The sequence below is a fragment of the Rhodococcus sp. 14-2470-1a genome (assembly GCF_002259425.1).
GTDB classification, from domain to species: domain Bacteria; phylum Actinomycetota; class Actinomycetes; order Mycobacteriales; family Mycobacteriaceae; genus Rhodococcoides; species Rhodococcoides fascians_E.
The window spans coordinates 178516-205304 of the sequence record NZ_NPFZ01000004.1; the positions used below are offsets into that span (position 1 = coordinate 178516).

General features: G+C 65.3%; 24 protein-coding genes. 12 read left to right on the forward strand and 12 right to left on the reverse strand.

Features of this window, described 5'->3' with window-relative positions:
* Positions 1-34 precede the first annotated feature (34 nt).
* The 3 genes from CH292_RS02200 to CH292_RS02210 are packed head-to-tail and all read right to left on the reverse strand — an operon-like array spanning position 35 to position 3335.
* Positions 35-1387 (reverse strand): glycosyltransferase family 2 protein, encoded by a 1353-nt coding sequence (locus CH292_RS02200; RefSeq protein WP_037181873.1) that lies wholly within the window; start codon positions 1385-1387, stop codon positions 35-37.
* Positions 1384-2403, reverse strand: a complete 1020-nt coding sequence (locus CH292_RS02205) for a hypothetical protein (protein WP_027498707.1) — start codon at positions 2401-2403, stop codon at positions 1384-1386. The genes CH292_RS02200 and CH292_RS02205 overlap by 4 nt, the downstream gene beginning before the upstream one ends.
* Positions 2400-3335 carry a WcbI family polysaccharide biosynthesis putative acetyltransferase gene (locus CH292_RS02210; RefSeq protein WP_094653895.1) on the reverse strand — a complete coding sequence of 312 codons (936 nt, stop codon included), beginning with the start codon at positions 3333-3335 and terminating at the stop codon, positions 2400-2402. The genes CH292_RS02205 and CH292_RS02210 overlap by 4 nt, the downstream gene beginning before the upstream one ends.
* Positions 3336-3443: 108 nt before the next feature.
* Here CH292_RS02210 and CH292_RS02215 point away from each other — a divergent pair, with 108 nt between their 5' ends.
* The 4 genes from CH292_RS02215 to CH292_RS02230 are packed head-to-tail and all read left to right on the forward strand — an operon-like array spanning position 3444 to position 7469.
* On the forward strand, positions 3444-4553 hold the full coding sequence (locus CH292_RS02215; RefSeq protein WP_094653896.1) for a glycosyltransferase: 1110 nt from the start codon (positions 3444-3446) through the stop codon (positions 4551-4553).
* Positions 4550-5629: a glycosyltransferase gene (locus CH292_RS02220; protein ID WP_037158039.1), complete on the forward strand. Its 1080-nt coding sequence runs from the start codon at positions 4550-4552 to the stop codon at positions 5627-5629. Before CH292_RS02215 ends, CH292_RS02220 begins: the two co-directional genes overlap by 4 nt.
* Entirely contained in the window at positions 5626-6630 is a 1005-nt protein-coding gene (locus tag CH292_RS02225; RefSeq protein ID WP_094653897.1) for a glycosyltransferase, read from the forward strand. Before CH292_RS02220 ends, CH292_RS02225 begins: the two co-directional genes overlap by 4 nt.
* Positions 6627-7469 (forward strand): glycosyltransferase family 2 protein, encoded by an 843-nt coding sequence (locus CH292_RS02230; protein WP_094653898.1) that lies wholly within the window; start codon positions 6627-6629, stop codon positions 7467-7469. The genes CH292_RS02225 and CH292_RS02230 overlap by 4 nt, the downstream gene beginning before the upstream one ends.
* A 6-nt stretch (positions 7470-7475) precedes the next feature.
* Here the strand turns inward: CH292_RS02230 and CH292_RS02235 are convergent, their stop codons facing one another.
* Positions 7476-7670 carry a hypothetical protein gene (locus tag CH292_RS02235; protein ID WP_019663450.1) on the reverse strand — a complete coding sequence of 65 codons (195 nt, stop codon included), beginning with the start codon at positions 7668-7670 and terminating at the stop codon, positions 7476-7478.
* Positions 7671-7743: 73 nt separating this feature from the next.
* Between CH292_RS02235 and glgX the strand changes: the two genes are divergently transcribed.
* Positions 7744-9771, forward strand: coding sequence for a glycogen debranching protein GlgX (gene glgX / locus CH292_RS02240; RefSeq protein WP_094627556.1), 2028 nt, complete (start codon positions 7744-7746; stop codon positions 9769-9771).
* Between the two features lie 84 nt (positions 9772-9855).
* On the opposite strand, the gene CH292_RS02245 is transcribed toward glgX, so the two are convergent.
* The 4 genes from CH292_RS02245 to CH292_RS02260 form a co-directional block, all read right to left on the reverse strand.
* Positions 9856-11631: an acyl-CoA dehydrogenase gene (locus CH292_RS02245; RefSeq protein WP_094653899.1), complete on the reverse strand. Its 1776-nt coding sequence runs from the start codon at positions 11629-11631 to the stop codon at positions 9856-9858.
* A 57-nt stretch (positions 11632-11688) separates the two neighbouring features.
* The gene (locus CH292_RS02250) at positions 11689-12354 is read right to left on the reverse strand and encodes a ScbR family autoregulator-binding transcription factor (protein WP_080734070.1); all 666 of its coding nucleotides are present in this window, start codon (positions 12352-12354) and stop codon (positions 11689-11691) included.
* 64 nt (positions 12355-12418) lie between these two features.
* Positions 12419-13105 (reverse strand): isopentenyl-diphosphate Delta-isomerase, encoded by a 687-nt coding sequence (gene idi, locus CH292_RS02255; RefSeq protein ID WP_094627554.1) that lies wholly within the window; start codon positions 13103-13105, stop codon positions 12419-12421.
* 79 nt (positions 13106-13184) lie between these two features.
* Positions 13185-13580 carry a thioesterase family protein gene (locus tag CH292_RS02260; protein ID WP_256977857.1) on the reverse strand — a complete coding sequence of 132 codons (396 nt, stop codon included), beginning with the start codon at positions 13578-13580 and terminating at the stop codon, positions 13185-13187.
* A 172-nt stretch (positions 13581-13752) separates the two neighbouring features.
* On the opposite strand from CH292_RS02260, the gene CH292_RS02265 reads away from it, so the two are divergent.
* On the forward strand, positions 13753-15075 hold the full coding sequence (locus CH292_RS02265; RefSeq protein WP_094653900.1) for a glycosyltransferase: 1323 nt from the start codon (positions 13753-13755) through the stop codon (positions 15073-15075).
* Between the two features lie 11 nt (positions 15076-15086).
* Here the strand turns inward: CH292_RS02265 and CH292_RS02270 are convergent, their stop codons facing one another.
* Positions 15087-15650, reverse strand: a complete 564-nt coding sequence (locus tag CH292_RS02270) for a TetR family transcriptional regulator (RefSeq protein ID WP_020111230.1) — start codon at positions 15648-15650, stop codon at positions 15087-15089.
* A gap of 109 nt (positions 15651-15759) precedes the next feature.
* Here CH292_RS02270 and CH292_RS02275 point away from each other — a divergent pair, with 109 nt between their 5' ends.
* Positions 15760-16233 (forward strand): DUF4334 domain-containing protein, encoded by a 474-nt coding sequence (locus tag CH292_RS02275; protein WP_094653901.1) that lies wholly within the window; start codon positions 15760-15762, stop codon positions 16231-16233.
* A gap of 2 nt (positions 16234-16235) precedes the next feature.
* Positions 16236-17324, forward strand: coding sequence for an NAD(P)-dependent alcohol dehydrogenase (locus tag CH292_RS02280; RefSeq protein WP_179275268.1), 1089 nt, complete (start codon positions 16236-16238; stop codon positions 17322-17324).
* Here CH292_RS02280 and CH292_RS02285 read toward each other — a convergent pair.
* Positions 17282-18637, reverse strand: a complete 1356-nt coding sequence (locus CH292_RS02285) for an MFS transporter (RefSeq protein WP_256976916.1) — start codon at positions 18635-18637, stop codon at positions 17282-17284. The genes CH292_RS02280 and CH292_RS02285 overlap by 43 nt on opposite strands.
* Positions 18638-18859: 222 nt before the next feature.
* On the opposite strand from CH292_RS02285, the gene CH292_RS02290 reads away from it, so the two are divergent.
* From CH292_RS02290 to CH292_RS02300, 3 genes are read left to right on the forward strand one after another with little or no spacing between them, the layout of a single operon-like run.
* The gene (locus CH292_RS02290) at positions 18860-20539 is read left to right on the forward strand and encodes an AMP-binding protein (RefSeq protein ID WP_094653902.1); all 1680 of its coding nucleotides are present in this window, start codon (positions 18860-18862) and stop codon (positions 20537-20539) included.
* 34 nt (positions 20540-20573) lie between these two features.
* A complete protein-coding gene (locus CH292_RS02295) occupies positions 20574-21623 on the forward strand; it encodes a phosphotransferase family protein (RefSeq protein WP_019663438.1) in 1050 nt (349 codons plus the stop codon).
* Positions 21624-21642: 19 nt separating this feature from the next.
* Entirely contained in the window at positions 21643-22908 is a 1266-nt protein-coding gene (locus CH292_RS02300; RefSeq protein ID WP_179277891.1) for an acyl-CoA dehydrogenase family protein, read from the forward strand.
* On the opposite strand, the gene CH292_RS02305 is transcribed toward CH292_RS02300, so the two are convergent.
* Entirely contained in the window at positions 22899-23489 is a 591-nt protein-coding gene (locus tag CH292_RS02305; RefSeq protein WP_094627549.1) for a 3,4-dihydroxy-2-butanone-4-phosphate synthase, read from the reverse strand. The two genes, CH292_RS02300 and CH292_RS02305, sit on opposite strands and share 10 nt — an antisense overlap.
* 1 nt (position 23490) lies before the next feature.
* Positions 23491-23886: a nuclear transport factor 2 family protein gene (locus CH292_RS02310; protein ID WP_094627548.1), complete on the reverse strand. Its 396-nt coding sequence runs from the start codon at positions 23884-23886 to the stop codon at positions 23491-23493.
* 258 nt (positions 23887-24144) lie between these two features.
* Between CH292_RS02310 and CH292_RS02315 the strand changes: the two genes are divergently transcribed.
* Positions 24145-26763, forward strand: coding sequence for a LuxR C-terminal-related transcriptional regulator (locus CH292_RS02315; protein WP_094627618.1), 2619 nt, complete (start codon positions 24145-24147; stop codon positions 26761-26763).
* The last annotated feature ends 26 nt before the right edge of the window (positions 26764-26789 follow it).

A 26789-nucleotide genomic window follows, 5' to 3' on the forward strand; every position in this document is an offset into this window, starting at 1 on the left:
TGGACATCACCTCGGTGGTGTCCAGCGTTCGTGGTCACCAGGCCAGCCACGGTTCGCCATCGATCAGCAAGATGCCGACCTCCTCGGCACTCCGACGCTCGGTCGTGAACAACGCGTTCAGCAGCTCCGATTCGGACTCGCCGGTCCGCGCGGCCCAGCGCCGTGCACGGTTCAGTGCCCTGGACGCCGTCGCCGAGACCGAGGCACCGTCGCAGTCGACGGTCACCCTGCCTGCCAGTCCGGGTCCGATGCATCCGGTCAGGGCACCCCACGTCGCCGACGAGAACTGCACAGGGCCTCGAACGTGCACGACGAATCGGCAGCGAAGCCGCACGGATCGCTCGGGGGTCCCGACGCGCACACGTGAATCATCCAGTGCCAACGCGTCGTACACTGCGGGAGCACCTTCTCCCGTCAGCCACACCGCGCAGTCGACGCCACGCACGATGCCGGCGACAGTGACCATCACCGATGCCGGTGATGCCTCCGCCACGTCGAGGATCACCGCAGCGTCCGGGATCCGATAGGCCAGCCCATGTCGTCGGGCGCTGGGATCGGTGATCAACGGTGCGAGAGCCACGGCCTCGGTGTTCTTCTCGTCGGTCCGGTCCGTGACGTCTCGCCCCGCCCAGTCCGGCCCGTCGTGCCACGCAACTGCCTGGGGATCGTGGGCGAACACTGCTCCTGCCATGAACGCACGATTGGCGAATTCCCAGTCCTCGCCGCCGTACCGGACGAAGGTCTCGTCGAAGCCGCCGATCTCCTCGAACAGTTCACGGCTGCAGGTCAACACTGCACTGATGACGAATTTGTATCCGTCCCAACCCGGTCGGAGAAGGTTGCCCGTCCGGCCGTAAGCGCTGGACAACCAATCTGGTTCGCCGAGTTCCCGTGGAGTACGAAGCCAGTCCGACAGTTCCGATACGTTCACATCGCTCAGATCGGCGTGTCCTCGCCGCCCGACGACGACCGTGTCCGGAGCCACTGCAGGCAGAGCCACAGCGGTCTCGAGGTACCCGGGCGTCGGGACGGTGTCGGCGTCGAGAAAACACAGAACCTCGCCCGTCCCCGCACGCGCACCGAGGTTGCGGGCCGCGGCGGCCCGAAACCCCTTGTCCTCCTGGCGCACCACCGTCACCGCCAGCCTGTCGCGCCAGTCGTCGACGACAGGCGGCGTCGGTGAACCGTCGTCGGCGATGACCACCTGCATCCTGTCGGACGGGTAGCGCTGCTGAGCCAGGGCTTCGAGTACGAGCGACAATTGGTGCGGCTGATCGTAATACGGGACCACGACGGTGACGCTCGGCAACTCCACCATGTCCGGCGTCAGATCCCAGCGATTGTCCGGCACGACGTACCGACCCTGGATCTCGAGAGCCCGCGTCATCCGCGCCAGCCCGTCAGAATCGAGTCGTACTCCCGGGCCACATCGTTCGGAGTGGGCCGCGGCACCACGTGCGGTTCGATCCAGGTCGACGACGGATGGCGCACCGCCTCGGCGATCGCGTCCCGCAACGAATCCTCGTCGTCTCCGTGCACACGAACCACACCGGGCGATCGCTTGTCCAGTTCCTCGGTGTACGCGTTGCGAGGGACGAGTGGGCGGCGTCTCGCTGCAATCCACGTGTTGATCGACCCCGACGCCGACAGGTGCCGATGGAAGGCGACAGGAACGGTCGCAGCCGCCAAGCGTCGATACATATCGAGTTCCGGGAGGAATCCGGTGATCTCGCAGGGCCTTCCGGCTTCGGCTGCCGTGCACCGCAACTGATCGATCAGATCCTCGTGCCCTGGCGACGCAGTCCCCAACGCGACGAAACCCACGGACCGCGGTAAGTCGGCCATCGCCCGGAGCGTCTCGATGTGCCCCTTCCCCGGATACAGGAAACCAAGCACGGCAACACGCGCACCCGACGATCCGCCCTCCATCCCTTCAGGCCCTGCAGGCTCCGCTCTCGGCCTCGGCATCATCAGCGGAATCACCTGTGGATCGACGGACGCGTCGGTGAACTCTCGGAGCAGCGATGCCTCGTGGTCGCTCGACACGATCACCCCGGCCGCCTGGTCGATCACTGTCCGGTAGAACCGAACTCGCGTCTCGAACCCCGATCCGTCGGACGGTTGTGGCACGTCGTGCACGGTCACCGAGTGCCGCGCGGGCAGCCTGGCGCACAGTGCCGCGTAGTTGGGCGCTGCTGATACACGGTCGCCGAAGAGTCGGTCGGTGACATGCAGGTGTACGAGTGAGCACTCCCCGATCCAGGCAGGGAGTTCGGACTCCGGTCCGTCCAGGCGCACTGCCCGGTGCGTCGGTTCCCCCAACTCTCGTGCAACGGACGCGCCGTACTCGACGACGCCGTGTGCCGGTGGCCCTACCAGGACATGGCCGATCTGGGGCATCATGCAGCCATGTCCAGAATGTCGAGGAGATCGGCGTAGCGCTGAATTGCCGCGTCGACGAACGGCGGATTGTCTCGATACCACTGCAACTGAACCCGTCGGATCTCGTCCTGGGACACGGACGATCCGTCGACGAGCCATGACGGCCTGGGCCGAGCCTGCAGGTCGAGAGCTCGTACGACGCGCTCGTCGAGCGGAGAGACGATGTTGCCCAACAATTCTCGATCGGGCTCGGCGGGCGGGCCACAACCCAGCGCGCCCAGAATGCGGGATCCGAGCGCCGTCAACACCGAGTTTCCCGGGTGGTTGACGGTGTTCGCGGCGCCGGCGCCCGCTGGAAGCAGAAGATCGGACACACCGACGTCGCACTGGGCGCGTTCGCGCCGGGCGAGTTCCGCGATGCTCCACGCTGCGACGTCTGTCACCTGACGAGCACTCAGCGGGACGTCCCACCCGGCCGAGTCACCGTCGCGGGCGGCGATCACCGTCCTGAGGTCGTGGTAGGGAACGCCTGCGGGCGTCGCGGACGGGGCGCTGGGGTGCCGCACGATAACCTGGAACGGATACAACCCGCTGTATCGCAGGACCGGCCACACGATCTTCTCCGCTCGAGTCGATCGGAGTGCGTCCACGTCGTCCGTCCCGATCGGCAACCCGCGGTAGCCGGAACGCACGGGTTGGGACAGCAGCACCGCACAGCGCGCCATCAGGTCACGAACGTGCGGTAGGTCGCTCTCGGTGAGCTCGTGGACCGGAGGAACCCGCACCGTACGGTAAGGAAGGTCCGCCGCGCTCGAGACCACGATCCGCAGGGCCTCGGCCTGGCAGTTCCCCCACACGACCAATAGCGGCCGTTCGTCGCCCGTCGTGTCGGAGACTCCGTAGAAATCTCCGTAGTGAATGCGACGCCCCTCGTCGGGATCGTTCGACGTCACGGGCTCCCTGTAGTATTCGGTTGTCGCAGGAGACACTCCCTCTCGAGCAGTCGGGTCCGGGCTCATCACACGTCCCGTATAACCGTTCTGTCGCGAAGGAACCCTCATTTGATCAACCCCACCCCGATCGATCCAGCGTCGATCACCGTGGCTTCCGTACCCACCGGCCACACCTATGTCGCGCACCTGGGTTCCGACGGAGTCCGTCGACTTCCCGACCCGGTCCCGCCGGGCGCCGAGGGAACCGGTCGTTGGTGGCCGCCGCGTTGGCTCGAACCGGAGTGGACGAAGCGTCATCTGTCGTCGTTCGACGTGCTGCACGTGCATTTCGGTTTCGATTCGTTGCCACCCGAGCACCTCGGCGAGGTGATACGCACGGTGCGATCGGCGGGCAAGCCTCTGGTCTACACGGTGCACGACCTCCACAACCCACATTTCGTGGACAACTCTCTCCACGAGGCTCACCTCGACATGCTGATCGAAGCGGCCGACGAGGTGATCACCCTCACGCCGGGCGCTGCGCGGGAAATCGGATCCCGTTGGGGACGTCGCGCAACCGTCGTGCCGCATCCGCACGTCGCCCCGATGGAGCTGATCGGTCGACGTCGACCGCACACCGAGTCGTTCGTGATCGGAGTGCACGCGAAGAGCCTGCGCACCAACCTCGATCCGTTGGCCGTACTGGGGACTATCGTCGACACAGCTGCCCAATTGCCGGGTGCAACAGTCCGAATCGACATCGACGACCAGGCATTCGACTCGCACCCGGAGGACGCTGCCGCGATCGCCGCCTTCGGGACACACGAGGGCGTCGACGTTCGAGTTCACCCTCGGTTCGACGACGAAGAACTGTGGACGTACCTGACCGAGATCGACGTGTCGGTTCTGCCGTACCGATTCGGCACGCATTCGGGATGGTTGGAGGCGTGTGTCGACATGGGGACTGCGGTCGTGGTTCCCGATTGTGGCTACTTCGCGGAGCAAACCCCCTGCCGCGTCTTCGGTTTCGGCCTCGACCGTTTCGACGACATCGGGCTGGCCGACGCGCTGCACTCCACGTACGACGACGTCGCGGCGCGGCGAACCTCACAGTCCGACACCGGCGAATTCCTGCGTACGAGCCGGGAAGTCGACCGGGAGGAGGCCGCACGCACGCATGCACGCATCTATCGCCGTGCACTGTCCGAGCGCCCTGTGACCACCGGGACACGACGATGACCGACAGCCTGCGCGTAGCACTGCTCGGCTCGTCGAACTTTCCGATCGCCGAGCCGTACGCGGGTGGAATGGAAGCGCACATCGGTCAGCTGTCTCGTGCATTGACCGAGCGCGGACACTCGGTGACCCTGTTCGCGGCGGAAGGCTCGACCCTCGATGTCGCGGACGACCTTCTGAGCGTTGCGCGGTTGGAGCTGTCCGACATCTCCAAGGCCGACATCACCACTCCCGCACGTGCCGTCAGCGAGCACCACGCGTACCTGTCGGTGATGATGCAACTGGCCGGCGAGCTGTCCGACGCGTTCGACGTGATCCACAATCACAGCCTGCATTACCTGCCCATCGCGATGTCGCGCACGGTGCGCACTCCTATGCTCACCACCCTGCACACTCCCCCGTTCGCGTGGCTCGAATCTGCGGTGGCACTGTCCGGAAGCACCGGCGTCGAATTCGCAGCCGTCAGCGAACACGCTGCGCGCCAATGGTTCCCTGTCACCGGCCCCGTCAACGTCGTGGCGAACGGGATCTCGCTGGAGCGATGGCCGGAAGGTCCGGGGGGCGACGGCGCAGTGTGGTCGGGCCGATTGGTGCCCGAGAAGGGGCCTCATCTGGCCATCGACGCCGCACGCGCAGCCGGATTCTCGCTCACCCTCGCGGGCCCGGCGTCGAACACGGCGTACTTCGAGGCGGAAGTGGCGCCCAGACTCGGTGGAGACGTCACGTACGCGGGCCACCTGCGTCAACGTGAACTCGCGACCCTCGTCGGATCCTCCGCTGTCGCGTTGGCGACGCCGGTCTGGGAGGAGCCCTACGGTCTGGTCGTGGCCGAAGCGCTTGCCTGCGGAACTCCCGTCGCTGCGTTCGATCGCGGTGGTATCCCCGAGATTTTGGATCCGACGTCTGGACGATTGGCTCGTCCGGACTCGGTCGAGGATCTCGCACGGGCGATGATCGAAGCCCGCACCCTGTCGCGGCACGACGCTCGGGCTCGCGCCGAGTCGGCATGCTCCGAGCGCCGCATGGTAGATCAGTACCTGAGCCTGTACGACACCATGATGTCCGGCGCCGCGCTGTGATCGGCTACTACGCGCATCATCACGGCACCGGCCACATGACACGTGCGACCTCCATCGCTGCGGCGACCGACGAGCCCGTCACAGTGCTGTCCTCGCGACAACCGTTCCCGCACAGCGACATCGAATGGTTGCAGCTCCCCCTCGACACCCCACAACCCAGCGACACCGGCGGCCCCGAGTACCCGGCCGACGAGACTGCCGGAGGAATCCTCCACTGGGCCCCGACGGGCGTGCGCGGCCTGACCGATCGCATGGCGCTGATCGCCGAGTGGGTGGCCCGCGTGCGCCCACGGCTCGTCGTCGTCGACGTGTCGGTGGAAGTGGCACTGCTGGTCCGCTTGCTCGGGGTGGACGTCGTCGTCATGGCCATGCCAGGCGAGCGGACGGACACTCCCCACACCCTCGCGTACCGAGCAGCGTCGGCGATCGTCGCGCCGTGGTCGCGATCGGTCTACGACCCGCAGTGGCTTCGGCCGTATGCGGACAAGACCACGTACGTCGGTGCGATCAGCAGGTTCGACGGCCGCGCCCGGGAGACGGTCGGCGACGACGCCTCCGTGGTCGTTCTCGGCGGTGCGGGTGGTACGACGCTCGTCGCGTCCGATATCGAGCTCGCCGGTGCGGCCAACCCCGAATTTCGCTGGATCGCAGCAGGAATCGATGCCTCGTCGTGGAGAGCGGACGTCTGGCCACTGCTGTGTTCGGCCACGGTCGTGGTGACCCACGCCGGGCAGAACGCGTTGGCCGACGTCGCGGCCGCGGGGTCGCCGGCAATCGTCATTCCACAGGATCGGCCGTTCGACGAGCAGATCGCCAGCGCGCGTGCCCTCGGTTCGGCATCCGTGGCGGTCGTGACCGATGCATGGCCTGATCCGGATGGCTGGACAGCGCTGCTGAACCGCGCGACCGAGCTCGGCGCGTCGGGGTGGGGTCGCGTGGAGCAGCGCGGGGCGGCCGGCCGTGCCGCCCGTGTGCTCGACGCCGGAGCGGTCGTCCGATGAATCTGACTGTGGTGACGGTCGTCTCGGGCCGTCACGAACACCTCCGCGAGCAGATCCGCGGGTTGGCACGGTCGACGCGGCCTCCGGACCATCACGTCGTGATCGCGATGGGCGATCACCGGATCGTCGACGTTGTGGCCGATGCCGACACCGACACCGGCACCGCGACAGTGCGGTACATCGATACGGTCGACGGGCGCCTACCTCTGGCTCACGCGCGCAATCTCGGAGCACAGGTGGCAGTTACACAGGGCGCGGACATACTGCTGTTCCTGGATGTCGACTGCATACCGGGCCCGGAGATGGCGGCGACCTACGAGCGCGCCTGCTCGGATTCCGCGAACGCGAGGTCCCTGCTCTGCGGACCGGTCACCTATCTGCCCCCACACCGGGGGCGGTGGTCGGAGGAAGAGTTGATCGCGCACACGAATCCCCATGGTGCGCGGCCGAACCCGGCCGTCGGAGCCGTCGACTCGGGATCGAACTACGACTTGTTCTGGTCACTGTCGTTCGCGGTCACCGCTCCGACATGGGGACAGCTGGGCGGATTCTTCGAGGGCTACACGGGTTACGGCGGTGAGGACACCGACCTCGCAGCCACGGCCCGAGCGTCGGGAATCGGTCTACGGTGGGTGGGCGGTGCCCACGCCTATCACCAGCATCATGCGGTGTCCTCGCCCCCGGTCGAGCACGTCGACGACATCGTGCGCAACGCTCGCCTGTTCCACGATCGGTGGAACAGGTGGCCGATGGAAGGATGGTTGGCGGAGTTCGAGCGGCGCGGGCTCGTTGCCCGCACCGCGTCCGGACGCATTCAGCGCCTCGGCGAACCCCTCTGAGCGTCGTCAGTTACCGGGCGAGGTGCCTTCGGAATCGTCCACGAAGGCCCAGTCGCCGTCATGGTCGACTTCGAGACGCCACCCGAGTTCGCTGTTGTCCGCCTTCTCTTCGATGAACCAGTTGTACGCGTCATCGGCGCTCTCGATGTTCTTGGTCGCGACGACGTCGCCTGTCGGATCGAGCACTCTGTAATCAGCCATGAGTGTGTCGTACCCCTCGGGCCGTCGATTCAAAACTCGGTTTGCTCGATCCTTGCCGGGGTACTGGGCTGCAATGACCGAAGTCAGCTCCCCTCATCCCCTCGGCGTGACCCTGCTACCCGACGGCACGGCCGATGTCGCGGTCTACTCGGAGACCGCGGATTCCATCGCTGTCGTCGTGGTCGACGCATCCGGCGCCGAACTTTCCTCGACCACTCTCGACACGCGGACCGGGCACGTGTTCCACGGTGTCGTCGACGGCCTGACGGTCGGGTCGCGGTACGGATTGCGGGTGGACGGACCGTGGAGTCCCGCGGACGGTCTCCGTCACAACGTGCACAAGCTGCTGGTAGACCCGTATGCCCGAGCCATTGCGGGCAGTGTGGACTGGAACGAGTCGGTGTTCTCGCACCTGCACGACGAGCCCGAGACGCGAAACGACGAGGACTCGGCGTCGTCGATGATTCATTCGGTCGTCGTAGGCGACGACTTCGATTGGGGTGACGATGCACCTCCGCGGATCCCTCTGTCCGAAAGTGTCGTCTACGAAGTGCACGTCAAGGGTTTCACCGCGCGCCATCCGGGCGTCGACGAGGACATTCGCGGTACCTATGCAGGTCTTGCCCACCCGGCCGCGGTCCAAGCACTCGTCGATCTCGGGGTCACCGCCGTCGAATTGCTCCCGATTCATCAATTCGTCCAGGACTCGCACCTCCTGGAAGAAGGGCGGCGCAACTATTGGGGGTACAACTCGATCGGCTTCCTCGCTCCGCACAACGAGTACAGCCATGCGGGTGACACCGGCGGCCAGGTCAGCGAGTTCAAGTCCATGGTCAAGGCGCTGCACGCCGCGGGAATCGAAGTGATTCTCGACGTCGTGTACAACCACACCGCCGAGGGCAATCACCTCGGTCCTACGTTGTCGCTCAAGGGGATCGACAACCGTTCCTACTATCGTCTGGTCGAGGAAGATCGCGGCTCGTACTTCGACACGACCGGCACGGGCAACAGTCTGAACGTCGGCCATCCTGCCGCGCTGGCCCTGATCATGGACTCGTTGCGCTACTGGGTGACCGAGATGCATGTCGACGGATTCCGCTTCGACCTCGCAAGTACGTTGACTCGCCAGGATTCCGATCTGGACAAGCACAGCGCCTTCCTCGATCTGGTTCATCAGGACCCGACGCTGGCGTCGGTCAAGCTGATCGCCGAACCCTGGGACACGCAGGGCTACCAGGTCGGCGGCTTTCCGGCGCGATGGTCGGAGTGGAACGGGAAGTTCCGCGACGACGTTCGTGACTTCTGGCGTTCGGAGCCAGGCACTCTCGGGGCGTTCGCGCAGCGCATCACCGGCAGCCCCGACGTGTACGAGAGCACGCGGCGCCCGACGCTCGCCAGCGTCAACTTCGTCACCGCGCACGACGGGTTCACTCTCGCCGACCTGAATGCTTACGACGACAAGCACAACGACGCCAACGGCGAGGACAACCAGGACGGTGAATCGGACAACCGGTCGTGGGGCTGCGGCGCCGAAGGCCCGACCGACGACGAGGGCGTGTTGGCTCTCCGTGCCCGGCAGCAACGCAACCATCTGGCGACACTGCTTCTGTCCGCCGGTGTACCGATGATTCTCGGCGGCGACGAGATCGGGCGAACCCAGCAGGGCAACAACAACGCGTACTGCCAGGACAACGAACTGTCGTGGTTCGACTGGGACTCTGCGGACACCGATCTGCAGGCCTTCACTCGTCAGCTGATCGAGCTGAGAAAGTCGCACGCAGCGTTGCGTCCGAGGTGGTTCCGCCACGACAGCGAGTCCGATGCGGACACCTACGTCGATTTCTACCGCGCCGACGGCGAGAAGCTCACGGACGAGGACTGGTCCGACGGGTCGGCGCTGTCGATGCTGGTGGTTCTCGCGTCGGCCGAAGACGACGAAGTGTTCGGGTGGGCGGTGAATGCGTCGAGCGAGACGGTGGAGTTCGGCCTACCGTCCGGCAGTTGGCGCCAGGTCCTGTCGAGCGACCCGCAGCAGGCGTACGAGGAGTCGGGACCATCGATCCTGATCGCGGATCATTCGTTCACGCTGCTCGCCCGCTGACGTGCGCGGAAATATAGGCCCTGGGGCAGGAGCGGAGCCCGCGAAGCGACCAGATCGCACTACATTTCCGCGCACAGCGAGGGGTCAGAACCAGGCCGGGTCCGTCTCGAGGGTGGTGAGGTCCAGGCTGGACAACAGTGCGAACTGGGGTCCGGTCCTGGGCAGTTCGTGGCGGAAGAAGTATCGGGCGGCCTGACGTTTGCCGTCGTAGAAGTCGCCGGTCTTGCCGTCGGCCGCGTTGTGCTGTTCCAGCCACATCCACGCAATGACGACGTGGCCGACGGCCTCGAGGTACACCGACGAATTCGCGAGTGCCACCTCGGGATCGCCGGTGCCCCACAGAGTTGCCGTGACCTCGAGGACGCTCCCCCATGCAAACTCGAGCGCCGACGCGTACTCGTCGGTGCCGAGTTCACGGGCACGACGGATGGTTCCGTCGATTCTTGTTCCGAGCAACGGCAGGGCTGCCCCACCCTGCATCGTCACCTTGCGGCCGAGCAGGTCAAGCCCCTGAATGCCGTGTGTTCCTTCGTGAATGGGATTGAGCCTGTTGTCTCGGTAGTACTGTTCCACGTCGTAGTCACGGGTGTAGCCGTATCCGCCGTGCACCTGGATGGCCAGACTGTTCGCTTCGAGGCACCACTGCGACGGCCAACTCTTGGCTATCGGTGTCAGCAGGTCCAGGAGCAGCGTCGTCTCGCTGCGCACCGACTCGTCCTCGGTGGTGTCCTGCTCGTCCACGAGCTTGGAGCAGTAGAGACCGAGGGCCAAAGCGCCCTCCACGTAGGACTTTTGCGCCAACAGCATCCGCCGGACATCCGCGTGCTCGATCAGCGCAACGGGCGGCGAGGACGGATCCTTCACGCCGAGAGCACGACCCTGTGTTCGGACCTTCGCGTACTCGACGGACTTGAGGTAGCCGACGTACCCCAGCGAGATCGCCAGGAAGCCGACACCGATTCTGGCCTCGTTCATCATGTGGAACATGTAGCTCAAACCACGATGCTCCTCGCCGACGAGGTGACCGACCGCGCCGGGGCCACCGTGCACGGCATGCGTTCCGTCGCCGAAATTCAGCAGCGTGTTCGTCGTACCCCGGTTGCCCATCTTGTGATTGAGACCGACGAGTGTGACGTCGTTGCGTGTACCGTCCGGCAGCACCTTGGGCACGACGAACAGTGAGATGCCCTTCACTCCGGCGCCGCCGCCCGCGGCTTTCGCCAGGACGAGGTGCACGATGTTCTCGGTGAGCTCGTGATCTCCTGCGGAGATCCACATCTTGGTGCCGGTGAGGCGGTAACTACCGTCGTCCTGCTCGACCGCACGCGTGGTGATGTCGGCGAGCGACGACCCGGCCTGCGGTTCGGACAAGCACATCGTCCCGAAGGACTTGCCCTCGAGCATCGGACGGACGTACTGATCGATCTGTTCCGACGTGCCGTACGTGGCGATCAGGTTGGCGTTCGCCATGGTCAGGAACGGATACGACGAGGTGGACGCGTTCGCCGCCTGGAACCAGGCCATCGCAGCCCGCGCGACGGTGGTGGGAAGCTGCATCCCGCCGAGCGATTCGTCGAACTGTCCGGCAATCAGACCGGACGCCGCGTAGATGTCCAACGCAGCCTTGACGTCGGGGATCATCTCGACGGTACCGTCGGTGCGCATCCGCGGCTCGGTGGCGTCGGACAGCTTGTTGTGCGGCTCGAAGTGCTTGCGCGCGATGTCCGCACACAGGTCGAGGACGGCGTCGAACGTGTCCTTGGAGTGTTCGGCGAATCGCTTTCGGGTCGTCAGAGACTCGACGTCGAGCCACTCGTAGAGGAGAAAGTCGAGATCACGGCGGGACAGTACGTCGGTCATGAGAGATTCCGTTCGCGCAGGGAAATACCTACAGGCTAGCCCGCCGGCGAACGCCGATCAGGCGCTTACGCCGACGTCCGACGTCGAGACGGACCAGTCCCGCGGCTCGCTGAGCGCGAGTGCACGCGTCCGTTCCAACGCCGCGGGATCCGTGATCGAGGGGAGCAGCAGCTGCCACATGTCCGACAATCGGGCGTAGAGATCCGCCCTCCCACTGAGCACCTCCGACAGGGTCTGAACACCGGTGAACGCACCGACCACGAACTTGGCCAGCGCCTCGGTGTCGACTCCGTCGGCGAGGTCGCCCTCCTCGGCTGCCCTGTCCGCGAGCAGTTGGATCGAGTCGATCCAGTCGCGGTACGGGCGCTGAACCGGTCCTTGCATGCTGCCGATCTCGAGCGTCAACCGCATCCCGCCGCGGGCCATCGGCTCTTCCAGGAGTTGGCGTGCCATCTCCTGGCTGACGCAGATCATGCTGTCCAGCGCGCGCGGAACCTCTGCAGTGATCGCACGTACACCATCCATCGCAAGCTGATGTTGGGCGTCGATGACCGCATGGGCGAGCTCCTCCTTCGAGGAGAAGTGGAAGTACATCGCGCCTTTGGTGACTCCGGCGTGCGCCAGGATGGTCGACAGACTGGCGGTTCCGTACCCGTGCTTCTCGAAGCTCACCGCTGCACCGAGCAGCACTGCTTGACGTGTGTTCTCAGCTCTTTGCTGCACGAGCACCAACCGATCCTGAAACTCGCTCGCGTGTACGCGAGGCAGCCGACGTGTAGTGCACTGGTCAACTATATCGGGTCGGGGTCGGTTGTTCGAATGACCCAGCCATTCCTTGGCGTGCACCGACGTCGTAGACAGCCGCTTCGGGAAGCTCCGAGGCCTCCCCCACCGGCCAGGCCGAGGGCTCGTCGCCCAGCTCCCGCAGCTGGTCGATCTGCTCCACGCACCACGGCGACACCGCACGCCCCCGGGCCACGTCGTCGACGAACTGCACCCACGGCACCCACGTGGCGTCGGCGACCTCGTCGGGATCGACCACCGGGTCCGGACCGTCGTATTCGACGCCGAACACGGGGCAGATCTCGTACTCGACGATTCCGTCGTCCATGACCGCCCGGTAGCGGAAACGAGGTAGCAACAGGAAGGGGCTTCCGACCTCGATGCCCAACTCCTGCCGCAGGCGCCGAACGACCGCGCCGCCGAGATCCTCGCCCGGCGCGGGATGGCCGCAGCAGCTGTTGGTGGTCACACCCGGCCACGTCTTCTTGTGCAGCGCGCGCTGCGTGATCAGCACCTCGCCCCGCGAATTGAAGACGTAGGACGAGAACGCGAGATGCAACGGTGTGGTCGTCGTGTGCACGGTCGATTTGGGGTGGATGCCGATGGCCCGCCCGTCCTCGTCGACCAGAACCACGTACTCGGTGGTCACCTCGTGCGAAGTCGAGGACTCGGGGTGCGACGTCGAGGTCATGTGCCCATGTTCCCAGACCGAAGGCGAGTTCAAACGTCAGCGTTCACACATCGTTCTCCGGCGGCTGGATGCCGAGTATTCATGCACCCCGCGTCGGGTGCGAGTCCGAGGGCGTGAGGAACGCGCGCTGCTCGTCCGACAGTCGCTCGGCCCGTCCGTCGACGACGTGCACCAGTACGAACGTGGACACGGCCGCACGCTCACCACCCTGTTCGATGGCGACTCGTACGGTGATGGACGTACGGCCGACCTTCGTCGCGACGACGTCGACCTCGGCGACGCCGGTGAACAGTTCCCGCGAGAAATCCGCGGTCACGTTCACGACCATGACGTCCAGGGCCGTCAGCCGACCGTCGCTGACGTGGCTCAACGCGTCGGCCCACGCCTGACTCGCCAGTTCCAGGGCAAGGTATGCGGGCACATGCGCGGCATCGACGCTCGCCCCGTCCCGCGCAGGCCTGTGAGTCAACGGCATCGACGCTCGGTACATGGCCGGGACGCTACCGTTCGTCAGCGCCGAGGCATCGGTGAGCCTTTCTCTTCTCTGTCCCAAAGCGCGGTTCTACCATCCATAACAAACCTTTCGACTTTTTCTGAGCTACAATTGTTCTTCGAGTCGGTTTCACTCTCACAGATCGCTGCCAACGATGAAGTCCCTGCCCACGCTCTCTCGCACGAACTCCACCGCACCCACTCTGATCTTCATGGCCGGTGCACCGATGGAGTCGGCGACCGACGACGCGGCACTCGCGGAGGCTCTTGCCGAGTTCGCGCACGTCGTCTGGGTCGAGCCGACCTCGTGGGACACGCCGGGATCCGCCGCGGGGTCCGAGCGCGGCCCGCGTCGTCGACGCAGGACCACGAGGTCGGAACTCGTCCGTATGTCACCACGCTTCTCCCGGATCAGGACGTTCGTGGGCACCCGTCCCCGGTCCGCTCTGACGCGCGCGCTGGCACGGCGCGCCACGGATCGCGCGATCGCGTCGGCGCTGACCGAGCTCGGAACCACGTCGGATGCCGTCGTTCTGACCGATCCCGTCGGCAGATTTCCCGTCGACGTGGGCGGACACCGTTTGCTGTACGTCACCGACGACTGGGTGAGCTCGGCGCCGAGCCGCGGCCTGTCACGGCGCGCTGTCCTTCGGTCCATCGAGGTCAACTGCAGTCGCGCCGACACCGTCGCTGCGGTCTCTCAGACGCTGGCGCTACGGCTGCACCTGTACTCCAAGACCTTCGACGCGGTGCGCGTCGTGCACGCAGGGTGCACGCTCCCGGAGACGGACTTCGAGACGGGCACGGACGCACCGAGCAGTGGTTCCGGATCGCCGCGTCACACCTGCCCGGCAGTGTTCGTCGGCGACCTCGACGACAGCATCGATTACGACATGCTCGACGCGGTAGCCGCCACATCGCTGAACATCGCAGTGATCGGTGACCGCTCGCCTCGGCTGTCCTCGGCGGGATCCGCGCGTGTCGACGCGTTGTTGTCCAGGCCGAACGTCCAGTTGCTCGGCTCCCGCACCGGCGCATCGACGGACGGGCATCCGGCTGCGAAGCACGAGGCGGCGACGTACATGGCGGCAGCCGCAGTCGGGCTCGCTCCGCACACCCTCGACGCGGGCACTCGGGCGCGGTTCCCGACGCACACCCTCGACTATTTGGCTGCCGGCCTACCGGTCGTCACCACCGAACTACCGTCGACGCGGTGGCTGGACTCCGAGCACGTCACTATTGCCCACACTCCGGACGAGTTCGCTGCTGCGGTCTCGGCACTCGCACGCGCCACCGCTGACCCGGAGGCTGTGGCCTCTCGCCGCGAACTCGCGTCACTCCACACTTGGTCCGCGCGGGCGACCCTCGTCCTACGCCTGATGTCCATGTATCGCGAAGCCCCCGCCGGTGCAACCGATTTCGGTGACACTCGTCATCCGGGCCGATCCCGGGCGCCGCACGTCGACCGCCGTCGGTAGCCGCCGCCGGATCAACCGCGCGGGGCTGCGATTCTGCGCACCGCCTCCACCGCAGCCGCGCGGCGCGCTTCGTTCGGTCTGCGACGGTCCCCCGCGCCGTAGTGCCCGACGGCGAACGACATGACCACGTCCGTCACCACCATGAGCAGTTCGACACTGTCCCAGGAGTCGTCGATGTGTCCGTCTCGCTGGCCGGAACGGATGTGACCGATCTTCGCGGAGATCGCCGCCGCCCGGGAATCGTCCGTCGGCCGGTGCGACTCCTCGAGGTCGGCCCACCTCTGGAGACGCACATGATCAGGGAACGCCACGAACTCGTCGAACAGTCGCCCTGCGTACCCCGGCAGGTCGTCGCCTCGGAGGGCGGTGTGAGCCGTCGTCGACGCGACCCACCTCTCCGACACCGCGGCGAAGAGTTCTTCCTTGCCGGCGAAGTACGCGTACAACCGCTCCTTGCTGGCTTTCGCCTCGGAAGCGATGCGATTGATCCGCGCCCCGGCGATGCCGTGACGGGCGAACTCCGCCTGTGCCGCATCGAGAATGCGTTCGCGAGTGGCTTCGCCTGCTGACCTCACGCCCTGATCCTAATTCCTGCGGCAACATCGTCGAGTCGGGAGCCTTGCCGAACCAATCGGTTCGGCGTAAGTTCCGAACCAAATGGTTCGGCAACTAGAAGGAGATCCCGTGGATATCGCCGACGCACGCTCGAGGTTCACCGAGCTCGCGAACAAGACCGACGGTGTGCTTCCCGCCGACCTCGATGTCGTGTGGTCCGCACTCGAGCCGGTCCGCGCGGAAGACGTGCTCGGTGCGTGGAAAGGATCGCAGTTCTTCACCGGACATCGCCTGTGCCGCAAGCTCACCGCCGGCAACTGGCATGGGAAGAATTTCGAATCACTCGAGCGGGCACAACCTCTGATCTGCAGAAACGACAACGGTGAGCTGTATTCGGACATCGAGACCGGAGGCGGCGAAGCGAGCCTGTGGAACATCGAGTTCCGCGGGGAAGTGACGGCCACCATGGTCTACGACGGCGCACCCATCTTCGACCATTTCAAGCGCGTCGACTCGAACACGTTGATGGGCATCATGAACGGGAAGCCCGCGCTCGTTCTCGACGGCGGCCACCACTACTACTTCGCCCTCGAACGCGAGTGACCATGCGCATGTCCGCTGCCGTGTCGCGGGGACCGAACACTCCGTTCACGCTCGAGCAGGTGAACATCGACGATCCGCGCCCGGACGAGATACTGGTACGTGTCGCCGCAACCGGACTGTGCCACACGGACCTGTTCACCAGAGCAGCGACGCCCGCGAAGTCCGGGCCCGCGATCCTCGGCCACGAGGGCGCGGGAGTGGTCGTGGAGGTAGGGCGCGAGATCGAGGGTGTTGCACCGGGCGATCACGTCGTACTGACCTACCGGCATTGCGCTCGGTGCGACCAGTGTCTACGAGGCAACCCCGCTTACTGCCTGCGTTCGTACACCCTGAACCGTCTCGGGCCGAGGCCGGACGGCACCCATGTGGTGACGTCGGACGGAGCTGGAGTGAACACCCGGTTCTTCGGTCAGTCGAGTTTCGCCGAGTACGCGATCGCGCATGCAGACAACGTGGTGGTGGTGGACCGCACTCTGGACTTGAATGCGATCGCTCCGCTGGGGTGTGGATTTCAAACCGGCGCCGGTGCGATTCTCAATGTCCTTCGACCCGAATCGGATTCGTCGGTAGTGGTGTTCGGTGCAGGCAGCGTCGGATTCTCGGCGATGCTCGCGGCGAAATCGGCCGGTGTCCAGGCGATCGTCGCGGTGGATCCAAACGACACCCGTCGTGATCTTGCGCGGTCGTTCGGTTTCGAGGCAGTCGATTCCGCTGCCGGAAACGTCGTGGAACAGGTGCGCGACGTCACCGGAGGCGGCGCGACGCACGGGCTCGACACCACCGGCATTCCCGCCGTCGTACTCACCGCTCTGTCGACCCTGCGAGCTCGCGGGGACCTTGTCGTTCTCGGACTCGGTGACCGCGAGCTGACCATCGACGTTCAGGATCTGATGCTGAGCGGCAAGAGCATCAGAGGGTGCATCGAAGGCGACTCGGTCGCGAGGGAGTTCATCCCACAGCTGACCGACCTGTACGCCCGTGGCGACTTCCCGGTGGATCGCCTCACGACCGAGTACCCCTTCTCGGACCTGGAACGCGCGATCGCCGATCAGCGTGCGGGCTCCGTGGTCAAACCCGTGCTCGTGTGGTGACGAGCCCTGACCGTCGCCAGCGCAACGAGCCCGGCCACCGCGAGCACCATCACGAAGAACGCAGGTGACAGGATGTTTCCGGTCCTTTCGACCAACCACACCGCGACGAACGGGGCTGTGCCACCGGCGATGATGACTCCCAAGTTCCATCCCATCGCGACTCCGGTGTAACGCGAGCGCTTGTCGAAGAACTGCGGAATGATCGTGTAGACACCCACCTGCGTGGCCGTGCTGTTGAGCATGATGACGACGAACGCGAGTGTCGCGACGACGATGCCGTGGTGCATCAGACCCATCATCGGATAGGTCAGCGCCACGAATCCGACGAAACCGATGGTCATCAGCCTGACGGTGCCGATCCGGTCTCCCAGTACACCAGCGAGAGGCATTGCCAGAGCGGCGATTCCGATCGCGAGTGTTGCAACCCAGAACACCGAGGTGGAGTCGTAACCGAGTTGCTTGGTGAGGTGGATGGCCATGTAGGTCAGTCCGATGTACGCGGTTCCGTTCACTGCAGCACTCAAGGCCGTTGCCTGAGCAAGTGCGCGAGGCTGTTTCAGGAACACTGCGCTGAGCGGGGCGCTCGACTCGTGGGCGTCGGAGGCTCCGGACGCCGACTTGCCCAGCCCTCCGTCTGCATCGTGCGTCTCCTCGACGCGGGTGCGGATCCACAGGCAGAAGACCGTCAATGGAAGGGCAAGCAGGAACGGGACTCTCCACCCCCAGCTGTCCATCGATGCGTCCGTCGTCAGCGCCGACACGGCGCCCGCGACGGCAGCTGCCAGTGCGAACCCGCCGGTCGATCCCATCGGGGTGAACGCGCCGTACGTGGCCTTCAGATGCGAGGGCGCCGATTCCGAGATGAAGGTGGCCGATCCTCCGACCTCACCACCTGCCGAGAATCCCTGCAGCAAGCGTACGAGGACGAGCAGAACCGTCGCCCAGACGCCGATCTGCGCGGGCGTGGGCAGAAGGCCCATCGCTGTGCTGCCGACTCCCATGCACACGAGAGTCGCCATCAATGCTTTCTTACGTCCCAACCGGTCACCGACATGGCCGAACACGATGCCGCCCAGCGGCCGGACCAGGTACGCGGTCCCGAAGACCGCCAAGGCGGACAGCAGCGACACGACAGGCTCGTCGCTCGGGAAGTAGATCGGCGCGATCACCACCGCCAGGTAGCCGTACAGGCTGAAGTCGTAGTACTCGATCAGCGTGCCCACGCCACCGGCCAGCGCGGCGCGGCGGGCGGTTCTCCGCTTGGCCGGCGTCCACGAGTCGGCGGTCGTCGTGCTGAGATTCTGTGCGGTCATGTGTATCGACTTTCTCGTCATGAGTGTGACCTGCGTCATTCGGAATGATGGGCACCGAACGATCGATTGTCAACTACTGAACACTATAATTCCGCGTTCAAGTGCACAGATAGCGTTCTGTCGACTCAGGTCGAGAAACTTGACAAGCGATCGCTCGGCCCCAACGATGGTGAGAAATCGATCACTGCACAACGATCGCAGGACCTAGGACGAGGCGGAACAGTGAAGCAGCTCGACGACACCCTCCGAACCGACGATCGCCCGTGGACCGACCTGTATCCGAGCACGGTCACGCCTGACGCGGCGTCGGCTTTCCCGACCCTGCTGGATGCGTGGAACGCACACGTGTCGGCGACGCCCGACGGTCCTTCGGTGCACTACTTCGGTGCCACCCTCACGTTCGGGGAGATCGACGCCGCTGCCGACGCGCTCGCGCAGACGGTGCACGATGCAGGCGTAGCACCGAAGGATCGCATCGCGGTGTACCTGCAGAACGATCCGCACTGGCTCGTCGCAGTCCTCGCCGCCTGGAAGATCGGTGCGATTCCAGTGGCCGTCAACCCGATGCTGCGGGCAGGTGAGCTGGAACATCACCTCGTCGACAGCGGCGCTACCGCGCTGATCTGCCTCGACAGCCTGTACACCGAGTCCGTCGCCCCGATTCGGGAGAAGACGGCACTCGACATCGTCGTCACCACGCATCCGCTGGACATGACCCCCGACGCGTCGGTGCCTGCGTCGTTGCGTGCACACATCCCTGCGCCACAGTCGTTCTCGGACACCATCGCATGGACAACAGCGGTCACCGGACGCGGTGCGCCGTCCACCCACCCGGCTGGTGCCGACGACATCGGCATTCTCACCTACACGTCGGGCACGACGGGCCGTTCCAAGGGAGCGATGAACCTGCACGGTTCGCTCGTGCACAATTCCACGGTCTACACCCAGTGGTGGGACCTGCGCGCAGATCGTGACGTGATCATCGGTGTCGCCCCCGTATTCCATATCACCGGCATCGTCGCGTGCCTCGGGATTCACATCGTCAGCGGTGCGCCCCTGGTTCTTCTGCACCGCTTCGACGCCGAGGAGACCCTCCGGGCGATCGATGAGTGGCGCGGCACGTTCATGATCGGGGCGAGCACCTTGTTCATCGCCCTCAGCAATCATCCGGCGAAGGACGAACTGGCCCTCGGTTCGCTCACCAAGACCCCGTCCGGAGGGGCACCCGTGTCGCCCGCGCTCGTGGATCGCGTCCGTGAGGCGACGGGGTGGGTGTTGCGCGGCGCGTACGGAATGACCGAGACGACGTCGCCGACACACCTCGGGCCGCCCGAGACCGATCCGCCGGTCGATCCCGACAGCGGCGCGCTGTCCGTGGGAATCCCGGTGCCGGAGGCGAACGTTCGTATCGTCGACCTGAGCGACGGACATGACCTCGGGCCCGGCGAGGTCGGGGAAATCGTCGTGTCGGGCCCCATGGTGGTGCCAGGTTACTGGCAGATGCCGGAGGAATCCGCTCACGCGATTCGCGACGGGTGGCTGCACACCGGCGACGTCGGCAAGGTCACCGAGGACGGCTGGCTCTTCGTCGTGGACCGGCTGAAGGACATGATCAACGCAGGCGGCTACAAGGTGTTTCCCCGCGACGTCGAAGACGTGCTGTACCAGCATCCGGCGGTGCGCGAAGCTTCCGTCGTCGGAGTCCCCGACGACTATCGCGGCGAGACCGTGAAGGCGTTCGTCTCGCTGACGGCGGGGGCGTCGGTGACACCCGAGGAGCTCATCGAATTCTGCAAGACCCGAATGGCAGCCTACAAGTACCCCAGGGAACTGGTTGTGCTGGAGGAACTTCCGAAGACCACGAGCGGAAAGTTGCTTCGCCGCGAACTTCGGCACTCCTGACGGCGCTGCTCGAAACCTTCGAAAGGGACTGGTAATGGACACCACGACGGTGGACGAGCTGGACGTGGTTGCAGTGCGCGAGTGGTTGGCCCGCGTGGAGTCCTCGCCCGTGAACGAGCTGACCGCTCGCCTCATCGCCGGGGGGCGTTCCAATCCCACCTACGAACTGGGTGATGGCAGCAGAAACTGGATTCTGCGTCGCCCTCCTCGGGGACACGTCCTTCCGACCGCCCACGACATGGGCCGAGAGTATCGAGCTCTGACGGCGCTGAGAGACAGCGCAGTACCCGTGCCGAGAACCGTCGGACTCTGCGAGGACACGACGGTGATCGGTACGACCTTCTACGTGATGGACAAGCTCGACGGCGTCACTCTCCGCACCCAGGAGGACACTGCGACACTCAGCGAGTCGCAGCGCCGCACGCTCGCGGAGTCGATGTCCACCGTGCTCGCTGATCTGCACTCCATCGACCCCGCCGCGGTGGGCCTGGCGAACTGGGGCAAGCCCGACGGGTTCCTCGAGCGGCAACTCGCCCGCTGGCTTCGGCAGTGGGACGCATCCGCGACCTCGGAACGGCCCGAGGTCGCCGAACTGCACCGCCGACTACGCTCAGGCCTTCCGCCGCGGAGCTATCCGGGAATCGTGCACGGCGACTTCAAGATCGACAACATGATGGTCGACCGTTCCGATCCGACGAAGATTCTGGGTGTGCTCGACTGGGAGATGTCCACGCTCGGAGACACCCTCACGGACCTCGGAATACTGTGCTCGTTCTGGGACCATGCCGGTGAGTTCCACAATCCGATCACCGCAGGTGCCACCGCACTGCCCGGTTTTCCCACCCGCGACGAGATGGTGCAGCGGTACCTCACGACACGCGGTATCGACGTGCCCGACATCGACTGGTACCTCGTGTTCGCCGACTTCAAGATTGCGGTCATTCTCGAAGGCATCCACGCGCGTCACGCCCAGGGTCACACCGACGGTGAGGATTTCTCACGCGTCGGCGACATGGTCGGGCCGCTGCTCGGCCGCGCGCTCGATCGCGCATCTGCTTCCTCAGTCACCGGCCTTGCCGGCTGAACAGTCAAAGGACATCGCCATGACGCACGCCGTGAACACTTCCGCCATGCCCGCTGCCGTCGACGTCGCATCTCTGGATCTTCGTCCGTCCGAGACCGCGCTGCGTTTGCGCGAGAGCTTGGTCGAGTTCATGCACACGCACGTCTTTCCCGCCGAGGCCGAGTACGAGCGCTACCGCGCCTCGGTGGGCCCCGAGGACAGCTCGCTTCCTCCCGTCGTCGAGACGTTGAAGAAGGAAGCGCGCGCACGCGGTCTCTGGAACTTGTTCCTCCCCGCCTATTCCGGGATCAGCCAGCTCGACTACGCAGGACTCGCCGAAATCACCGGGTGGAGTTTGCATCTGGCGCCCGAGGCCACCAACGGCCAGGCGCCGGACACCGGCAACATGGAATTGCTTCATCTGTTCGGCACGGAGGAGCAGCAGCGGACGTGGCTGGAGCCGTTGAAGGAAGGTGAGATTCGGTCCGCGTTCTCCATGACCGAGGTCGAGGTTGCAAGCTCCGACGCCACCAATATCCAGACCCGAATCGTCCGCGACGGCGACCACTACGTGATCAACGGCCGGAAGTGGTGGACCAGCGGTGCAGCCGACCCGCGGTGCCGGTTGCTCATCGTCATGGGCAAGACCGACCCCGACGCTCCGACGCATCGTCAACAGTCGATGGTGCTCGTACCGATCGATACTCCGGGTGTGACCGTCGTACGCGATGTTCCGGTGTTCGGCCGGCTGGATCAACACGGGCACTGCGAGGTGGTCTACGACGACGTCCGAGTACCCGTCACCAACATCCTCGGCGAGGAGGGCGCCGGCTTCGCGATCGCGCAGGCACGCCTGGGCCCCGGCCGTATCCACCACTGCATGCGCGCACTCGGTGCTTCCGAGCGAGCACTGTCGTTGATGGTGTCGCGGGCGCAGTCCCGCGTCGCGTTCGGCAAGCCGCTCGCGGAACAGGGTGTGGTGCAGGCCCAGATCGCCGAGTCGCGCATCGCGATCGATCAAGCACGCCTGCTGTGTCAGTACGCATCGAAGATCACCGACGTGCACGGCAACAAAGCCGCGGCACCGTACGTCTCGGCCGCCAAGGTGTCGGTCCCCCGGGTGGCGCTCGACGTCATCGACCGCGCCATCCAGGTTCACGGCGGCGCAGGCGTCAGCGACGACGTGCCACTCGCCGCGATGTACGGCTGGCATCGGGCCATGCGCATCTTCGACGGCCCGGACGAAGTCCACGTGCGCACCATCGCGAAGTCCGAACTGCGCCGGGGGTCCAGCGGTCAGAAGTAGGCGTACTTCGACATTCGGATGACCGGCACTACCCGGCTGCCCTGCCGCAACGCTGTCGTGTCGTCACGGATGGACGTTTCCAACGCGGTGAAGACCGCCGATCCTTCGACCAGTTCCGCGATCAGGTCTGGTCTGGTGGGACGCTCACCCGACGCAAGCACGGGAACGAGGTGCCCTGGTCGGGTGAACTCGCACGCCAGTGCATCGCAGTGCGCGAGCGCGCGAGCAGTCGCGGCACGGTCGGCTCCTGAAATACCTGTAGTGGTGCCGTCGACTACATCCACCGACACCCTGGGTGAGCCCAGGTAGAACGAGTTGCGCTGGGACCAGGCGACCGGTGGGAGATCGAGTCGCTCACACGTCTCGTCGTCGACGGTGATGCAGACGAATCCCGATCCGAAGCGAATCAGATGCGCCATCACGGAAACGTCGACGCCCTGCGCTGCGACAACCAGATCACATCCGGTTCCACGAAGATCGTCGACCACCACAACAGGTGCACCCTGCGACAGCGCAATTCGGGCACGTCGGCGTGCGGACCAGGAACGGGCGGGTACGTAATGCCGCGTTGCGGTGGTCATCTCAGACCGTGATCCCGACACGCGACCAGAACGCCTCGAAGCTGGACGGCACCATGTCGGTGCCGCGCACGACCTTGCCGTCGACGAAGCGGTGCGTCATGACCATCGTGATGTCGAGTTCGTCGCCGCCGAGCTTGCGATACGCACGAATGTTGGCGGTCACCAGTTCGTCGCCGACGACCTCGACGCTGATGACCTCGTTGGCGGACGCATCCAGCTTGGCGAGCACACCGAACGCCTCGAGGAACTCGCCCTTGGTGTAGAGCCGCAGGGTGCCTTCGAGGGTGAATCCCGCCCACGTCAGGTCGTCGGAGTACAGCGCGACGAGGGGGCCGGGGTCGCCCGCGTCCGCCGCCGCGAATGCTGCCTTCAATGCTTCTGCATTCTGCTGACTCATGGGTGTCGAACCTCCGTGTCGTGATGATGAGACCCCTGACGGGTCCTGTGTCCTGAATCACTCTGCCCGCGCCGCCCCACTCCGAGAACCGTCCTACTACGTGGTCCGTTACTGGCGGAGGTTCACGCTGGTCCACGGCCTGAAACTTACGTCCGATCACCATGCGTGACCGAAGTTGACCCCCGCACATTGACAACGCAGCACCCGGTGAACGAGAGTGATCCACATCTCGTTCCGATGACGTGCCGAGGAGGCCGAATGAATGCCGACGAGTGGCGCGAGATCCATACGCTTCGTTCGTCGGGAGTTCCCATCAAAGGCATCGCGCAGAGATTGTCGATGTCTCGCAACACCGTTCGACGCGCACTGTCCTTGGACGCGCCCCCGGACGACCACCGCAGCGTTCGTCGATCCGCCGACGACCACGTCGATGCCTCGATTCGTGACGTCATCGCCGGCGCACCGGAGCTCGGAGTCGGCGAGATCGGACGGCGTGTCGGGTGGGACGGGGCGCGGACGACGCTGGTGCGCCGAGTCGACACGGCACGCAGGCAGTTGTCCGAGCTCGCCGAGGCGCCGCCCGAGTGCGAATACACACCGTCGCTGCCGAATTACGCGACACCGTTCGTCGGTAGGGATTCCGAACTGCGCACACTGCAATTGCTCATCGGCACCGAGCGCCTCATCACGATCAACGGTCCCGGCGGCATGGGCAAGACGCGGTTGGCCGTCCACGCCGCCAGTCGTTTCCGTCGAGCATTCGCCGACGGCGTCCGTGTCGTCGAACTGGCGTCCCTGCACATGCCTGAGCTGCTGCCGCAGGCCGTTGCCGACGCGCTCGGCATGTCGAATCGCGGTCTGCAGAGCACGGCGACCCAGAACACGTTGATCGACTACCTCGGTAGCCGTCGAATGTTGTTGGTAATGGACAACTGTGAGCATCTCCTCGATGCCAGCGCGGGACTGATCTCCGCTCTTCTGCGCGGCACGACCCAGGTGCACATCATCGCGACTTCTCGTGAGGTTCTCGGCATCCCGGAGGAGCATCGGTTGGCGTTGCAGCCCATGCACACCACTTCAGGCATGCAGCGTGCCGCACCCGGTGCAGTGGAACTCTTCGAATCCAGGGCGTCGGCGATCCTTCCGACGTTCTCGATCACTCCGTCCAACCGAGACGCGGTCGAGCGGGTCTGCGCTCGCCTCGACGGAATGCCACTGGCGATCGAACTTGCGTGCTCGAGATTGAGTGTTCTGTCGATCGATCAGCTCGCCGCTCGGCTCGATCATCGCCTCGACCTCCTCACCGAAGGCAATCGAACCGGGCCGACCAGGCACCGAAGCCTTCAGGCCACCGTGGACTGGAGTTACGAGCTGTGCACCAGGGAGCAGCAATTGCTCTGGGCACGAACATCGGTATTCGTCGGCGGATTCGACCTGGACATGGCCGAGCAGGTGTGTGCAGGTAGCGGCATCTCCAGTCACGGCATTCTCGACGGCGTGTTCGCGTTGGTGGCCAAGTCGATTCTGCAGCGGATCGAGGAGAACGGTCAGGTCCGCTTCCGAATGCTCGAGACCCTGCGCGAATACGGATTCGCACAGTTGACGTCGGAGGAGGCCGAGGCGCTGCGCAACCGTCATTTCGCATGGTGCGCCGATGTGTTGCACCGCGCCGCAGACAGTTGGTTCGGCCCGGACCAGCTAACCACCAGCTCGTGTGTGCACGACAACCGCGCGGACATCAGGTACGCGCTAGAGCGTGCACTGCGCTCCCCCGATTCCGAGCAGGCGCGTCGCGGTGCGAACCTGATCGCCGACGTCTGGTTCCTCTGGGCGTGTGGGATCTCCGTCCCCGAGCATCGGCTCTGGCTGGACCGGGTGATCGGGCAACCCGAGTTCGCCGACATCCGAGACAGGGCTTCGGCCACGGCCGGTCTGGTGATGACGCTCCAGGGAGACCGTGTCGCCGCCGACGAGGTGTTGCGACGTGCGATCGAATCGGGTGGCGACGATCCGCTCGTGCGCGCGTTCTCGACGCATGTGCTGGGTCTCAACGAGTTCTTCGACGGCCGATTCGACTCGGCTGTCGACTTCTTGACCACCTCACGCGAGCTCTACCGCCATATCCCCGAGCGTGTGGACCTGCTGTGCACCATGAAGATTCATCTGGGAATGGTGTACAGCTTCACCGGCAAGCTCGACGAGGCCCACGCCGCGTTCGAATGGGTCAGGGTTCTCGCGGAGGACAGCGGTGAGACCTGGCTTCGTTCGTACGCCGTCTACGGCCTAGGGCTGGTCGCGCTGGTGGCCGAACGATTTTCCGACGCAGCCGACTTCGCGGTGACCGCGCTCGATCTGCACCGGGCGTTCGACGACGTCGTAGGAACTACGCTGATGACCGACCTGCTCGCGTGGGCCGAGGCAGAATCCGGATCTGCCGACCGCGCAGCGGTACTGCTCGGTGCGGCGTCGGCGATGTGGGGTTCGTTCGGCGAACAGCTCTACGGTTCCGAGCACTGGATCGACAAACGAGAGACGTTCGAGCAACGAGCGCGCACTGCTTTGGGTGCGACAGAGTTCGAGGAACACCGCGCGTCGGGTTCGACCATGTCGGTCTCCGAACTCACCCGATACGCACTCGGCGAGACTGCTCTGACGAGTCCGTCCAAGAATACGTCCACTGCGGCCGTACCCGTCGTCGCGCTCTCGCCCCGCGAGCGTGAGGTCGCCGAGATGCTCGCGCAGGGCATGTCCAACAAAGACATTGCCGCCACACTGGTGCTGTCACCACGCACTATCGAAGGCCACGTCGAACGCGTTCTGCAGAAATTGGGGATGAGCCGCAGACAGGAAGTCGCGGGGTACTTCCAGACGGTCTAGCGGCGCGACCCGACGACCCGGGCCGC

What these genes read in the sequence shown, in the direction of transcription:
- CH292_RS02280 (WP_179275268.1), top strand. Translation starts at nt 16,236, where the DNA reads ATGCGCATGTCCGCTGCCGTGTCGCGGGGACCGAACACTCCGTTCACG.
- CH292_RS02205 (WP_027498707.1), bottom strand. Translation starts at nt 2,403, where the DNA reads ATGATGCCCCAGATCGGCCATGTCCTGGTAGGGCCACCGGCACACGGC.
- CH292_RS02260 (WP_256977857.1), bottom strand. Translation starts at nt 13,580, where the DNA reads ATGCCGTTGACTCACAGGCCTGCGCGGGACGGGGCGAGCGTCGATGCC.
- CH292_RS02315 (WP_094627618.1), top strand. Translation starts at nt 24,145, where the DNA reads ATGAATGCCGACGAGTGGCGCGAGATCCATACGCTTCGTTCGTCGGGA.
- CH292_RS02200 (WP_037181873.1), bottom strand. Translation starts at nt 1,387, where the DNA reads ATGACGCGGGCTCTCGAGATCCAGGGTCGGTACGTCGTGCCGGACAAT.
- CH292_RS02305 (WP_094627549.1), bottom strand. Translation starts at nt 23,489, where the DNA reads ATGACCACCGCAACGCGGCATTACGTACCCGCCCGTTCCTGGTCCGCA.
- CH292_RS02230 (WP_094653898.1), top strand. Translation starts at nt 6,627, where the DNA reads ATGAATCTGACTGTGGTGACGGTCGTCTCGGGCCGTCACGAACACCTC.
- CH292_RS02310 (WP_094627548.1), bottom strand. Translation starts at nt 23,886, where the DNA reads ATGAGTCAGCAGAATGCAGAAGCATTGAAGGCAGCATTCGCGGCGGCG.
- CH292_RS02265 (WP_094653900.1), top strand. Translation starts at nt 13,753, where the DNA reads ATGAAGTCCCTGCCCACGCTCTCTCGCACGAACTCCACCGCACCCACT.
- CH292_RS02235 (WP_019663450.1), bottom strand. Translation starts at nt 7,670, where the DNA reads ATGGCTGATTACAGAGTGCTCGATCCGACAGGCGACGTCGTCGCGACC.
- glgX (WP_094627556.1), top strand. Translation starts at nt 7,744, where the DNA reads ATGACCGAAGTCAGCTCCCCTCATCCCCTCGGCGTGACCCTGCTACCC.
- CH292_RS02295 (WP_019663438.1), top strand. Translation starts at nt 20,574, where the DNA reads ATGGACACCACGACGGTGGACGAGCTGGACGTGGTTGCAGTGCGCGAG.
- CH292_RS02220 (WP_037158039.1), top strand. Translation starts at nt 4,550, where the DNA reads ATGACCGACAGCCTGCGCGTAGCACTGCTCGGCTCGTCGAACTTTCCG.
- CH292_RS02245 (WP_094653899.1), bottom strand. Translation starts at nt 11,631, where the DNA reads ATGACCGACGTACTGTCCCGCCGTGATCTCGACTTTCTCCTCTACGAG.
- CH292_RS02300 (WP_179277891.1), top strand. Translation starts at nt 21,643, where the DNA reads ATGACGCACGCCGTGAACACTTCCGCCATGCCCGCTGCCGTCGACGTC.
- CH292_RS02285 (WP_256976916.1), bottom strand. Translation starts at nt 18,637, where the DNA reads ATGACCGCACAGAATCTCAGCACGACGACCGCCGACTCGTGGACGCCG.
- idi (WP_094627554.1), bottom strand. Translation starts at nt 13,105, where the DNA reads ATGACCTCGACGTCGCACCCCGAGTCCTCGACTTCGCACGAGGTGACC.